At 61.8% G+C, this 13,440-nt stretch carries 13 protein-coding genes; 7 read left to right on the plus strand and 6 right to left on the minus strand.

What is annotated here, in order from left to right; all coding sequences use genetic code 11:
* The first annotated feature begins 342 nt into the window (after positions 1 to 342).
* Positions 343 to 822 (plus strand): cyclic pyranopterin monophosphate synthase MoaC, encoded by a 480-nt coding sequence (moaC, locus tag D5125_09450; GenBank protein QFY89693.1) that lies wholly within the window; start codon positions 343 to 345, stop codon positions 820 to 822.
* 134 nt (positions 823 to 956) lie between these two features.
* Here moaC and D5125_09455 read toward each other — a convergent pair whose 3' ends face one another.
* Positions 957 to 1,220, minus strand: a complete 264-nt coding sequence (locus D5125_09455) for a Txe/YoeB family addiction module toxin (GenBank protein QFY89694.1) — start codon at positions 1,218 to 1,220, stop codon at positions 957 to 959.
* A 2-nt stretch (positions 1,221 to 1,222) separates the two neighbouring features.
* Positions 1,223 to 1,483: a type II toxin-antitoxin system Phd/YefM family antitoxin gene (locus D5125_09460; GenBank protein QFY89695.1), complete on the minus strand. Its 261-nt coding sequence runs from the start codon at positions 1,481 to 1,483 to the stop codon at positions 1,223 to 1,225.
* 121 nt (positions 1,484 to 1,604) lie between these two features.
* Here D5125_09460 and D5125_09465 point away from each other — a divergent pair, with 121 nt between their 5' ends.
* From D5125_09465 to D5125_09495, 6 genes are all read left to right on the plus strand, one after another.
* Positions 1,605 to 2,216, plus strand: coding sequence for an NAD(P)H-dependent oxidoreductase (locus tag D5125_09465; protein ID QFY89696.1), 612 nt, complete (start codon positions 1,605 to 1,607; stop codon positions 2,214 to 2,216).
* A gap of 359 nt (positions 2,217 to 2,575) precedes the next feature.
* A complete protein-coding gene (gene tkt, locus D5125_09470; protein ID QFY89697.1) occupies positions 2,576 to 4,579 on the plus strand; it encodes a transketolase in 2,004 nt (667 codons plus the stop codon).
* Between the two features lie 285 nt (positions 4,580 to 4,864).
* Positions 4,865 to 5,869, plus strand: coding sequence for a type I glyceraldehyde-3-phosphate dehydrogenase (gap, locus tag D5125_09480; protein QFY89699.1), 1,005 nt, complete (start codon positions 4,865 to 4,867; stop codon positions 5,867 to 5,869).
* A 163-nt stretch (positions 5,870 to 6,032) separates the two neighbouring features.
* Entirely contained in the window at positions 6,033 to 7,214 is a 1,182-nt protein-coding gene (locus D5125_09485; GenBank protein QFY89700.1) for a phosphoglycerate kinase, read from the plus strand.
* 9 nt (positions 7,215 to 7,223) lie between these two features.
* Positions 7,224 to 8,672, plus strand: coding sequence for a pyruvate kinase (pyk, locus tag D5125_09490; GenBank protein ID QFY89701.1), 1,449 nt, complete (start codon positions 7,224 to 7,226; stop codon positions 8,670 to 8,672).
* A gap of 34 nt (positions 8,673 to 8,706) precedes the next feature.
* Positions 8,707 to 9,771 (plus strand): fructose-bisphosphate aldolase class II, encoded by a 1,065-nt coding sequence (locus tag D5125_09495; GenBank protein QFY89702.1) that lies wholly within the window; start codon positions 8,707 to 8,709, stop codon positions 9,769 to 9,771.
* 140 nt (positions 9,772 to 9,911) lie between these two features.
* On the opposite strand, the gene D5125_09500 is transcribed toward D5125_09495, so the two are convergent.
* The 4 genes from D5125_09500 to D5125_09515 all read right to left on the minus strand — a co-directional run bounded on the left by D5125_09500 (position 9,912) and on the right by D5125_09515 (position 13,408).
* Complete coding sequence (locus tag D5125_09500) at positions 9,912 to 10,379, minus strand: hypothetical protein (protein QFY89703.1); 468 nt, start codon at positions 10,377 to 10,379, stop codon at positions 9,912 to 9,914.
* A 75-nt stretch (positions 10,380 to 10,454) separates the two neighbouring features.
* Positions 10,455 to 10,904, minus strand: coding sequence for a cupin domain-containing protein (locus D5125_09505; protein ID QFY89704.1), 450 nt, complete (start codon positions 10,902 to 10,904; stop codon positions 10,455 to 10,457).
* A 177-nt stretch (positions 10,905 to 11,081) separates the two neighbouring features.
* Positions 11,082 to 12,545, minus strand: coding sequence for a 4-hydroxy-3-polyprenylbenzoate decarboxylase (ubiD, locus tag D5125_09510; GenBank protein ID QFY89705.1), 1,464 nt, complete (start codon positions 12,543 to 12,545; stop codon positions 11,082 to 11,084).
* A complete protein-coding gene (locus D5125_09515) occupies positions 12,542 to 13,408 on the minus strand; it encodes a TIGR04211 family SH3 domain-containing protein (GenBank protein QFY89706.1) in 867 nt (288 codons plus the stop codon). The genes ubiD and D5125_09515 overlap by 4 nt, the downstream gene beginning before the upstream one ends.
* Between the last annotated feature and the right edge of the window lie 32 nt (positions 13,409 to 13,440).

Below are 13,440 nucleotides of genomic sequence, written 5' to 3' on the forward strand. Positions count from 1 at the left end.
CATGATCACCTGGGAGCTCCGAGCGCTGGCTCGGAGGGGTTGAATCCCTGTAGCCTGGATGGAGTGCAACCTAATCCGGGTTGGCCGCTGGACAGGCGTTTGTATGCTGCGCAGCGCCTCCCCGGATTCCGCTTCGCTGCATCCGGGCTACAGGGGCTGCCGAGTCCCGAGCTCCGAATCCCGAAACGGCCAAGAGATGTTTCATGTGCCGGGGTGGCGCTTTCCGATCCCTGTCCGTTGGATTTATTATCGGTCGCGACGGAATTAAATCTCTGTGTGCTCTGCGCTACTTTGCGCACTCTGCGTCCCTTTCTGCATCGATTAACGACGGAGTTGAGCCTTATGAACAACCTGACCCATTTCAACAGCCAGGGCGAGGCGCACATGGTGGATGTGGGGGGCAAGAGTCCCAGCCACCGCAGCGCCATCGCCGCCGGCCAGATCCGTATGCAGCCCGAGACCCTGGCCCTGATCGAGTCCGGCAGCCACAAGAAGGGCGATGTGCTGGGCATTGCCCGCATCGCCGGCATCATGGCCACCAAGCGTACCGGTGAGCTGATTCCCCTCTGTCACCCGCTGGGGCTGACCCATGTGGCGGTGGATTTTCATGTCGATCACGCCCTGCCTGGGGTGCAGTGCGCGGTCAAGGCCGAGACCCACGGTCAGACCGGGGTGGAGATGGAGGCCCTGACCGGGGTGCAGATCGCCCTGCTGACCATCTATGACATGTGCAAGGCGGTGGACCGGGGCATGGTCATAGAACAGGTGCGCCTACTGGAGAAGCACGGCGGCAAGTCCGGCTCCTGGCTGCGGGAGGGTTGAGGGCGCAAGGAAGCAACCGAGCGCTTCGCGATTTTCACAGTAAGCTCAATCAGCTGGGGGATGTTGGATACTTGCTCCACCTGGGATGAACTTCTGGCGGGCTATGCCGCGCTGCAGAAGGGTGCGGGCAAGGCCTAGCTGTCATAGTGAAAACGGCAAGCGATGATGACCAGTTCGGTATCAGTTACTCGGTAAACCAGACGGTTTGTTTCATCCATGCGCCTAGACCAGTAGCCGGATAATTCGCCTCGCAGGGGCTCAGGTTTGCCAATAACCACGAAGGGCTCACGCGCAGCGGCGGTAATCAACCCATTCAGGCGTTTCAGCGTCTTCTTGTCCTGCGCTTGCCAGTACAGGTAGTCGGCCCAGGCATCGGGCACGAAACGCACGCTGCGCACGCTTATTCAGCCGGTAAAAGCTGGCGAGTTTGCGCCAGACCGGCCTTATCCTGGGCAATGGCCCTGGCCAAGGCCGCCGCATTTGCCGGATTGCTGGTCAAATGCAGGGTCTCCATGATGCTGTTATAGCTATCCAGCGACATGATCACCGCATCACCCTCAGCGTCACGGCGACTGATGATGGTCACATCGGCGTCTTGCACCACCCCATCCAAAATGGACTTGAGCGCATTGCGTGCATGAGAATAGGTAACGACCTTCATGGCGGCTCTACTTGTTCAGAAAGTTGAACAAGTATGCCCTGCGGATGCGCGTAAAACAAACCGCTTCTGGCTGATCGCCCATACGCAGACCTCAAACTCACCCCCAACAAAGGCAATACCCATGAAAATCAGCATCATCAATGGCAGTCATCGGCACAACGCGCAGAGCGCCAAGGTGGCGGGCTTTTTGGCCGGGCAGCTGGAGCAGCTCCGGCTGGCGGATGAGATCTGGCGCTTTGATCTCACCGACAACCCCCTGCCCCTGTGGGATGAGGGCATCTGGTCGGGGGATGCCAAATGGCAACAGCTGCTGACACCCCTGTCCGCCCAGCTGGCCAGTAGCGATGGCTTTATCATCATCGCCCCCGAGTGGCACGGCATGGCCCCCTCGGGGCTGAAGAACTTCCTCCTGCTGTGGGGTAACAACGAGCTGGCGCACAAGCCGGCCCTGATCGTCGGCGTCTCCTCCAGCGTCGGTGGCACCTACCCGGTGGCCGAGCTGCGCATGAACAGCAGCAAGAACAACCGTCTGTGCTACATCCCCGAGCATCTGATCATCCGCAACGTCGAGCAGGTGCTCAATGAATCGGGGGAGAACGACACCGAGGCCGATACCTATTACCGCGAACGCAGCGCCTTCGCCCTGGGGTTGCTGGAGCAATACGCCCAGGCCCTGCGCCCGGTGCGGGCTGCCGAGGGCACCTTTAACGCCAAATTCAAAAACGGCATGTAGGACAGGGGGCTGTCCACTGACCGTTGAGCGCCGGATTCAGCGTGAAAACAATACTGAGTATTCAGCTAAACAATAATAAGTCAATAAAATAAAATCAATAAATTACACAAATAACTTAATAATCCAGCCGAGATAAGCTCCGTTGTTTTTATAGGCGCATAGAGGCAATGAGGCCTTGCTTCGGTTGCTCAAAGCCGATTCATAGGTGAGAATGGCGGCCCCTTGCGTCTCGGTGGGCGGGCCCTGCCCGAGCGCGCAATCAGACACGAATTTCCTGGCTGCTGCCCCGTGGCGGCGGCCTACAGAGGTCAACAACCCGTTTTTTCAGTACTCAAAATATAGATTAGGGGAGACAACCTATGTCGTCACGCAAAGAGCTAGCAAATGCCATTCGCGCCCTCAGCATGGATGCCGTGCAGAAGGCGAACTCCGGCCACCCCGGCGCGCCCATGGGCATGGCGGATATTGCCGAGGTGCTGTGGAACGGCCACCTGAAGCACAACCCGGCCAACCCCAAGTGGGCCGACCGTGACCGCTTCGTGCTCTCCAATGGCCACGGCTCCATGCTGATCTACTCCCTGCTGCACCTGACCGGCTACGACCTGAGCATGGACGACCTGAAGAACTTCCGTCAGCTGCACTCGCGCACCCCAGGTCACCCGGAATACGGCTATGCCCCCGGCATCGAGACCACCACCGGCCCCCTGGGTCAGGGTATTTCCAATGGCGTCGGCATGGCCCTGGCGGAGAAGATCCTGGCCGAGCAGTTCAACCGTCCTGGCCATGCGATCGTCGATCATCACACCTACGTCTTTCTCGGCGATGGCTGCATGATGGAAGGCGTCTCCCACGAGTCCTGCGCCTTTGCCGGCACCCTGGGCCTGGGCAAGCTGATCGCCTTCTGGGACGACAACGGCATCACCATCGACGGCGATGTGGATGGCTGGTTCACCGACAACACCCCGGCCCGTTTCGAGGCCTACGGCTGGCAGGTAATCCGCGACGTGGACGGCCACGATGCCGCCGCCATCGATGCCGCCATTCAGCAGGCCAAGACCGAGACCGGCAAGCCAACCCTGATCTGCTGCAAGACCGTGATCGGCTTTGGGTCGCCCAACCTGTGCGGCAGCCACGACTGCCACGGTGCCCCCCTGGGGGACGAAGAGATCAAGCTGACGCGGGAAAAGCTGGGCTGGAAGCACGAGCCCTTTGTCATTCCCGACGAGGTCTATGCCGGCTGGGATGCCAAGGCCAAGGGAGCCGAGGCGGAACAGGGCTGGACCGAGCGGTTTGCCGCCTATCGCGCCGCCCACCCCGACCTGGCCGCTGAATTTGAACGCCGCATGGTCGGCGAGCTGCCCGCCGATTGGCAGGAAAAGGCCAGTGCCTTTATCAAATCGGTACAGGAAAAGGCCGAGAAAAAGGCCACCCGCCAGCACTCCAAGGCCTCCCTGGACGGCTATGCTGCCCTGCTGCCGGAGTTTGTCGGCGGCTCTGCCGACCTGACCCCGTCCAACAACACCTTCAACAGCAGCTCCAGATATATCAATCCGGGTCACGGCAAGCCGATGGACTTCGGCGGCAACTACCTCAGCTACGGGGTACGCGAGTTCGGCATGTCCGCCATCATGAACGGCATGACCCTGCACGGCGGCGTGCGCCCCTACGGTGCCACCTTCCTGATGTTCTCCGAATACGCCCGCAACGCCCTGCGCATGGCGGCACTGATGAAGATCAACCCGATCTTCGTCTATACCCACGACTCCATCGGTCTGGGCGAGGACGGCCCCACCCACCAGCCCATCGAGCAGATCCCCACCCTGCGCATGATCCCCAACATGAGCAACTGGCGGCCCTGTGACGGCACCGAAACCGCCGTGGCCTGGAAGGCGGCGATCGAGCGCAAGGACGGCCCCAGCTGCCTGATCTTCACCCGTCAGGCCCTGACCCCCATGCCGCGCAGCGATGAGCAACTGGCCGATATCGCCCGTGGCGGCTATGTGCTGCGGGATTGCGATGGCGCGCCTGAGGCCATCATCATCGCCACCGGCTCGGAGGTGGAACTGGCCGTGGCCGCCGCCGAGGCCATGAGCGGCAAAAGGGTGCGCGTGGTCTCCATGCCCAGCACCGATGTGTTCGAGGCCCAGGATGCGGCCTACAAGGAATCCGTGCTACCGGCCGCCTGCACCGCCCGCGTCGCCGTCGAGGCCGCTGTCACCGATGGCTGGTATAAGTACGTCGGCATGAACGGCAAGGTGATCGGCATCAACCGCTTTGGTGAATCGGCCCCGGCCGGTCAGCTGTTCAAGGAATTCGGCTTCACCGTGGAGAACGTGGTTCAGGCGGTCGAAGCGGTTCTTTAGTGCCAACATTTGAGGACGCAGAGACCGCGGACGACTGCACGGATGCAGGAGGTAGGGTGAAGCAGGATGCCCGAGCCGAGAAGCGCAGAGGGCGCGGAGGAAAATATTTTTTCTCTTTTAAACTCCTCCACAACTCTGCGATCTCCGCGCTGCTTTGCGTCCTCTGCGTCCTTTTTGGTTCCGGCTTTGCCGGGTAAGGTTTGAGACTAAATTCAAGCGGGCATCAGGTTGCGCGACTTCTCGCTCAGCCGCCCACTTTTCCCACTGAAAAATCAGGAGAAAATTATGGCTCTTAAAGTCGGTATCAATGGTTTTGGCCGCATCGGCCGCATGGCGTTCCGCGCCATCAGCAAGGATTTCCCCAACATCGAAGTGGTCGGCATCAACGACCTGCTCGACCCCGATTATCTGGCCTACATGCTCAAGTACGACTCCGTACACGGCAATTTCCCCGGCGACATCGCCGTGGAAGGCAACAGCATGATCGTCAACGGCAAGAAGATTCGCCTCACCGCCGAGCGTGATCCCGCCAACCTGAAGTGGGACGAAGTGGGTGCCGAGCTGGTGATCGAGTGCACCGGCTTCTTCCTCACCGACGAATCCTGCCAGGCGCACATCAAGGCCGGTGCCAAGAAGGTGGTGCAGTCCGCCCCCTCCAAGGATGCCACCCCCATGTTCGTCTATGGCGTCAACCACAAGACCTATGCCGGTCAGGCCGTGGTCTCCGCCGCCTCCTGTACCACCAACTGCCTGGCCCCTGTGGCCAAGGTGCTGCACGACAACTGGGGCATCAAGCGTGGCCTGATGACCACGGTACATGCCGCCACCGCCACCCAGAAGACCGTCGATGGTCCCTCGCAGAAGGACTGGCGCGGTGGCCGCGGCATCCTGGAGAACATCATCCCCTCCTCCACCGGCGCGGCCAAGGCCGTGGGCAAGGTGCTGCCGGAACTCAACGGCCTGCTCACCGGCATGGCCTTCCGCGTGCCCACCTCCGACGTCTCCGTGGTCGATCTCACGGTGGAACTGAACAAGGATGCCGACTACGCGGAGATCTGCGCCGCCATGAAGTCTGCCTCCGAGTCCGGCGACCTGGCCGGCGTGCTGGCCTACACCGAAGACAAGGTGGTCTCCACCGACTTCCGTGGCCACGGCACCCCGTCCATCTTCGATGCCGGTGCCGGTATCGCCCTGGACAAGACCTTCATCAAGGTCGTCTCCTGGTACGACAACGAGTACGGCTATACCTGCAACATGCTGCGTTTTGTCGAGCATGTAGCGGCCAACTAAGGCCAGGTTGCCACCCCCCTCACCCCCTCTCCCCCAGGGGAGAGGGGATGGGGGTGGGTAGCCACTAGCCCGTCGCCCAAGAGCTTTGAGCTTAGGCCGCTGTCAACACCCTGGCCTGATCTGAATGCTTTTTTCTCTTCCATCTGCATCCAAGGAGCGTCCCATGGCGTTTATCAAACTCACCGATCTCGATCTGGCCGGCAAGCGCGTACTGATTCGCGCCGATCTCAATGTCCCGGTCAAGGATGGCAAGGTCACCTCAGATGCCCGCATCAGCGCCTCCATGCCCACCATGGAGCACTGCGCCAAGGCCGGTGCCCGGGTCATGGTCATGTCCCACCGTGGCCGTCCGGAAGAGGGGGTGTATGACGAAGAGAACTCCATGGCCCCCATCGCCGCCGACATGAGCGCCAAGCTGGGCAAGGACGTGCGTCTGATCAAGGACTACCTCGACGGCGGCTTCGAGGTCGCCGAGGGCGAGGTGGTGCTGCTGGAGAATGTCCGCTTCAACAACGGCGAGAAGAAGGACAACGAGGAACTGGCGAAGCGGTACGCCGCCCTCTGTGATGTCTTCGTCATGGACGCCTTCGGCACCGCCCACCGCGCCCAGGCCTCCACCCATGGGGCCGGCAAGTTCGCCCCTGTGGCCTGCGCCGGTCTGCTGCTGGCCGATGAGCTGGAAAACCTGGCCAAGGCCCTGGCCAAACCGGCCCGGCCCATGGTGGCCATTGTCGGCGGCTCCAAGGTCTCCACCAAGCTCACCGTGCTGGAGGCCCTGTCGGAAAAGGTCGATCAGCTGGTGGTCGGCGGCGGCATCGCCAACACCTTCCTCAAGGCCATGGGGCATAACGTCGGTAAGTCGCTGTGCGAGGACGACCTGGTGAATACCGCCAAGGCCCTGATCGAAAAGATGCAGGCCCGTGGTGCCCATATCCCGATCGCGGTGGATGTGGTCTGCGGTAAGGAGTTCTCCGAGACCGCCGAGGCCACCCTGAAGGACGCCAGCGAGGTGGCCGATGACGACATGATCTTCGATATCGGCCCCAAATCCGCTCAGGAGCTGGCCGATATCATCGCCAAGGCCGGTACTGTGGTGTGGAATGGCCCGCTGGGCGTGTTTGAGTTCGATCAGTTCGGCGCGGGCACCAAGACCGTCTCACTGGCCATAGCCAATTCGGACTGCTTCTCCCTGGCCGGCGGCGGCGACACCATTGCCGCCATCCAGAAGTACGACATCTACGACAAGGTGTCCTATATCTCTACCGCCGGCGGTGCCTTCCTGGAATACCTGGAAGGCAAGACGCTGCCCGCCGTGGCCATGCTGGAAGAAAAGGCCAAGGGCTGAAATCCGACCATGCTCAGACGCACCAAGATACTCGCCACCCTCGGCCCGGCCACCCAGGACCCCAAGGTATTGGATGATCTCATCCATGCCGGGGTGGACGTGGTGCGCATCAATCTGTCCCACGGCAACCACGAGGAACACCGCCAGCGGGCCGATGTGGTGCGTGACCGTGCCCGCGCCAGCGGTCGTCAGGTGGGCCTGTTGGCCGATCTGCAGGGGCCCAAGATCCGTATCGGCCGTTTCCGGCAGGACAAGGTCAACCTCAATGAGGGCGACTCCTTCTGCCTGGACACCCAGCGGCCCCTGGATCAGGGCGACGAGCAATCGGTGGGCATCACCTTCACCCGCCTGGTGGATGACGTCAAGCGGGGCGATACCCTGCTGCTGGACGACGGGGCCATAGTGCTCTGGGTGGAAGAGGTGGGCGAGACCCAGATCCAGTGCAAGGTGGTGGTGGGCGGCGAGCTGTCCAACAACAAGGGCATCAACAAACAGGGCGGCGGCCTGTCGGCCAATGCCCTGACCGAGAAGGACAAGGAAGACATCAAGTTTGCCGCCGCCGTAGAGGCGGATTATCTGGCCGTATCCTTCGTGCGCAGCGCCGAAGACGTGATCCAGGCCCGCGAGCTGTTGCGCGCCGCCGGTGGTCAGGGCGGCATAGTCTCCAAGATCGAGCGGGCCGAGGCCCTGGATAATATCGAGGCCATCATCGAGGCCTCGGATGCCATCATGCTGGCCCGTGGCGATCTGGGGGTGGAGATCGGCGATGCCGAGCTGCCCTCGGTGCAGAAGCGGCTGATCAAGCTGGCGCGGGCGAAGAACTGCGTGGTGATCACCGCCACGCAGATGATGCAATCCATGATCGCCAGCCCCATGCCCACCCGGGCCGAGGTGTTCGACGTAGCCAATGCCGTGATCGACGGCACCGATGCGGTCATGCTCTCCGCCGAAACCGCAGCCGGCAAGTACCCGGTCAAGGCGGTGGAGGCCATGGGCCGGGTCTGCCGCGAGGCGGAAAAGCAGGCCGAGGTTCGCACCTCCAGCCACCGGCTCGACTCGGTCTTCGGCCGGGTGGACGAGGCCATCGCCATGGCCGCCATGTACACCGCCAATCACCTGGGGGTGAAGGCCATCGCCGCCCTCACCGAGTCCGGCTCCACGGTGAAATGGATGTCGCGCATCAGCTCCGGCATCCCTATCTATGCCCTCACCCGGCATGTGGCCACACGGCGCAAGGTGACCCTGTATCGCGGCGTTTATCCGGTCAGTTTTGACGTATCCAGTACCGACGTCAACGCGGTTAACGAAGAGGTCATAGAAGAACTGCTGCGTCGTGGTACGGTACGCGACAAGGATCTGGTGTTGATCACCAAGGGCGACCGCTCCGGGGTGGAAGGCCAGACCAATATACTCAAGATTATGCGCGTCGGCGAACATACGATCGTCCCGGCGGATTGATGTCTTTCCTCATCACCAACCCAAGGAGAACCACATGTCTCTGATTTCCCTGCGTCAGCTTCTCGATCATGCCGCCGAACATGGCTACGGCCTGCCGGCCTTCAACGTCAACAACATGGAACAGGTCAAGGCGATCATGGAGGCGGCCGATGCCACCGACTCCCCGGTCATCCTGCAAGGCTCCGCCGGTGCCCGCAAGTACGCCGGTGAACCCTTCCTGCGCCATCTGATCAACGCCGCCCTGGAGGCCTACCCGCACATCCCGGTGTGCATGCACCAGGACCACGGCGCCAGCCCGGCGGTCTGCGTCAACGCCATCCAGTCCGGCTTCAGCTCGGTGATGATGGACGGCTCCCTGAAGGAAGACGGCAAGACCCCCTCCAGCTACGAATACAACGTCGAGGTCAGCCGCAAGGTGGTGGAAATGGCCCACGCCTGCGGTGTCTCGGTAGAGGGTGAACTGGGCTGCCTGGGCTCCCTGGAGACCGGTGAAATGGGCGAGGAAGACGGCCACGGTGCCGAAGGCAAGCTGGACATGGATCAGCTGCTGACCGACCCCAACGAGGCCGCCGACTTCGTCAAGAAGACCGGCGTGGATGCCCTGGCCATCGCCATTGGTACCAGCCACGGTGCCTACAAGTTCACCACCCAGCCCACCGGCAAGATCCTGCGTATCGACCGCGTCAAGGAGATCCACGAGCGCATCCCCAGTGTCCATCTGGTCATGCACGGTTCCTCCTCGGTACCCCAGGAGTGGCTGGCGATCATCAACAACTACGGCGGTGACATGGGCCAGACCTATGGCGTGCCGGTCGAAGAGATCGTCGAGGGCATCAAGTCCGGCGTGCGCAAGGTCAACATCGACACCGACCTGCGTATGGCCTCCACCGGCTCAATCCGCAAGCACCTCAACGACAACAAGGCCAACTTCGACCCGCGCAAGTACCTGAAAGTGGCCCAGGACGCCATGCGCGACATCTGCAAGTCCCGCTACGAGGCCTTCGGTGCCGCCGGCAACGCATCCAAGATCCGCGCCCTGTCGCTGGAAAAGATGGCAGGACGCTACAAGGCCGGCGAACTGGACCCACAGGTCAACTGAGGCCAAGGGGTTTCCTGATTACCCACAAGGCTTGGCCAATCGGGCAGGTCGGCCCGGTGCGGCCTGGTGGGAGGGGGCAGGGGGCCTTAGGCGGTCAAGATAAAAACAAAAAAGGCGCTTCGGTGCCTTTTTTGTTGTTGCTAATGCCGGTGGCCCGAACGATCAAAATGGATGTTGGCACCTTTACCCCTCACCTCCTGGGCGCTGAGCCGAGCAAAGTGCGTCATGCCGCTGCCGGTCACCAGGTTCTTGATGGAGGTCAGACCCATCTGTAGGTCCATAAAGTAAAACAACACGCCCCCGTGCTGGCCATAAGAATAATAGCCGTGTACCAACTGGTACTTGTCCAGGCCCATGATATCGCGAAACTTGACCTTGGGTTTTTGGTGCCTGCTGGGCGGGTCGACGAAACTCAGGGCGTTTTCTGTTACCAACTGGGTCAGGGTCTGTATCTTGCTTCTGCTATCCTTGTTTTTTAACGACGTGCTTTGCTGGACAAAGCGGTCATCCGCCGCCAGGACATCAAAAAAATACACAATGGTCTTGTGAAAATCCGATTCATTGACCAACAGGTTTTTCAGATGGTCTATCTTTTCACTCAATTTCATAGGTCACCTACCCGTGCGTTTCAGGGTGCGACAGATCACCACCCCTAATGACAGTAAAGGCCGCCCGCAGAGAGGTCAGGGCGTCTTCTCTAACTCGACATTGGCCAGGCCCTCGGCACCGACATAGACCGCCAACAAGCGAACCGTCTCCGTACCCCGATTCATGCCCCGATGGGGGACATCCATGGCCTCCACCAGGGCATCGCCCTGACGGTAGGTCCTTACCCCCTTGGGTCCATAATCTACGCTGAGTTCGCCCTCCAGGATGTAGGCCACCAGGGGCACCGGATGCCGATGAAAGGCGGCCGGGGCCCCAGGCTTCACCGTCACCAAGGCAACCGTGATCTTGGCCGCGCCCGTGCTGGGGTAAAGGATCTCCTCGCCCACCACCGTCTTGCCGGTCACCAGCAACTCCTCCACCGGATAATAGCCCTGATCTCGCGCCTGCAGCCCAGGGGCCAACAGCAAGAGCAGCCCGGTCAGCAGCCCCTGAAACACATAGGATTTATTTGAATTCAATAACATAAGTAACTCCACTCACAGCTGGTCAGAAACAGTCCACATCGCCCACGGCAACCCTGCCCGATCTAGCTTCCGAGTGCCCGCCTCAGCCCTGCATGAACCTTGGCGGGCCTTTTGATTTCCCTCTGGTAAATCCCCCCCCCTTTTTTTTTCTGGGGGGAGAGGTTAGCGCTCCAAAAGCTAAATCCCCAACTCCCCCCAGATCTGATCCACCCGTGCCACCACATTGGGGTCGCGGGCGATGGGCCGGCCCCATTCGCGCTCGGTCTCGCCGGGCCATTTATTGGTGGCGTCCAGGCCGATCTTGCCGCCCAAGCCGGATACCGGCGAGGCGAAGTCCAGGTAGTCGATGGGGGTGTTGGCCACCAGGGTGGTGTCGCGCACCGGGTCCATGCGCGTGGTCATGGCCCAGATGACGTCGTTCCAGTCGCGGGTGTTGATGTCGTCATCCACCACGATGACGAACTTGGTGTACATGAACTGACGCAGGAAGGACCAGACGCCGAACATCACCCGCTTGGCATGGCCGGGGTACTGTTTTTTCATCGAGACTATGGCCATGCGGTAGGAGCAGCCTTCCGGTGGCAGATAGAAATCGACGATCTCGGGGAACTGCTTGCACAGGATGGGCACGAATACCTCGTTCAACGCCACCCCCAGCACGGCGGGCTCATCCGGTGGGCGGCCGGTGTAGGTGGAGTGGTAGATGGGGTCACGACGGCTGCTGATGCGGTCGATGGTGAAGACGGAGAAGCGATCGACCTCGTTGTAATAGCCGGTGTGGTCGCCAAAGGGCCCTTCATCGGCCAGATCACCGGGGTGCAGGTGGCCTTCGAGGACGATCTCGGCGCTGGCCGGCACCTGCAGGTCGTTGCCCAGGCTCTTGCATACCTCGGTGCGGCTGCCGCGCAACAGACCGGCGAAGGCGTATTCCGACAGGCTATCCGGCACCGGGGTGACGGCGCCGAGGATGGTGGCCGGGTCCGCGCCCAAGGCCACGCTGATGGGAAAGGGCTGGCCGGGGTATTTGCGCTGCCAGTCCCGATAATCCAGGGCACCACCGCGATGGGCCAGCCAGCGCATGATCACGCGGTTGCAGCCGATCACCTGCATGCGGTAGATGCCCAGGTTCTGCCGGGGTTTGTCGGGCCCGCGGGTGATCACCAGGCCCCAGGTGATCAGCGGTCCGGCATCCCCCGGCCAGCAGGTTTGCACCGGCAGCTGGCCCAGATCGACGGCATCGCCCTCAACTACCCGCTCCTGACAGGGGGCATTGCTGCGCGGCTTGGGTGCCATGTCCAGCACCTTTTTGAACATCGGCAGCTTGTCCCAGGCGTCTTTCAGGCCCCTGGGCGGCTCGGGCTCCTTGAGCTGGGCCAGCAGTTGGCCCACCTTACGCAGGGCGCTGACGGATTCCTCGCCCATGCCCAGGGCCACCCGCTGCGGGGTGCCGAATAGGTTACCCAGCAGGGGCATGGCCGAGCCCTTGACCCGCTCGAACAGCAGCGCCGGGCCGCCGGCGCGCAGGGTGCGGTCGCAGATCTCGGTGATCTCCAGGAAGGGATCGACTTCGAGCGAAATTCGCTTCAGCTCGCCGCGCGCCTCCAGCTGGGTGATGAAGTCTCTCAGGTCGCGGTAGTTCACAGGCGCACGTTGTAACGGTAACGGGAACGGAAGTCGAACAGGGCAAAGCCGGCGATGATGCCGGTGAGCAGGGTCAGGGCCAGTACCAGGTAGATCCATACCGGCAGAACCTGCTCCGTGCTGGCCTCGGGTTGGGCGCTGGAGGCCGGTCTCTCGGGCTCGACCGGGGGGGGTGGCGGGCGGGGGATGATACGGGTGGTGGTGAAGGCGGAGGCCGGGATCAGCACAGGCACCTCGCCGCTGGGGGGCAGGTCCAGCAGCTTGGCCGCCTGCTGCATGACCTCACGCAGACGTTCATTCTCTGCCGCCAGGCCCTCTTGTTCCTCTTGGGTAAGCCGGGCCAGACGCACCTGGCATTGCAGCTGCTTGGCCTCCATTTTGTCCAGCGTCTGCTCGCAGCTGGGTTGGCCCTCCTTGCCCAGGTTGAGCCGTTGTTGCAGCCGTTGCTCCAGCTCCTTGACCTTGAGATTGGCCGCTGCCAGGGCCTCCTTGAGAATATTCTCCTCGTTGCCCTGACTCAATTCCTGCTGCAGGGTGTTCAGCTCCTGACGGGCCTGCTCCAGCTCCATGCGCACCTGCGCCAGCTCCTTGCGGCTGGTCAGCAGGGAGCGTACCGCCGGTTCCTCTTCACTCAGATACTGGCGGCCGATCCAGCCGGTGCTGCCATCCTTCAGCTCTACCCGGTAAAAGCTGCCCTGCTGCTCCAGCAGCCTGATCTCCTCACCGCTGCGCAGCACCTTCAGCGGCTTGCCCTGGGTGTTTGGCTCCGGGTAGAGGCCGACGCGGATCTGGTCGGTGATGAAGGCGGCCTGCAGATCGCAAAGGGCGAACAGCAGCAGCAATGTCCAGGGCAGGAACCTCATTCTATAAACCGCAGATTGCGCCGATCATCACA

Origin of the sequence: gamma proteobacterium SS-5, from assembly GCA_009497875.2 — a bacterium.
GTDB lineage: Bacteria > Pseudomonadota > Gammaproteobacteria > Chromatiales > Chromatiaceae > Magnetovirga > Magnetovirga frankeli.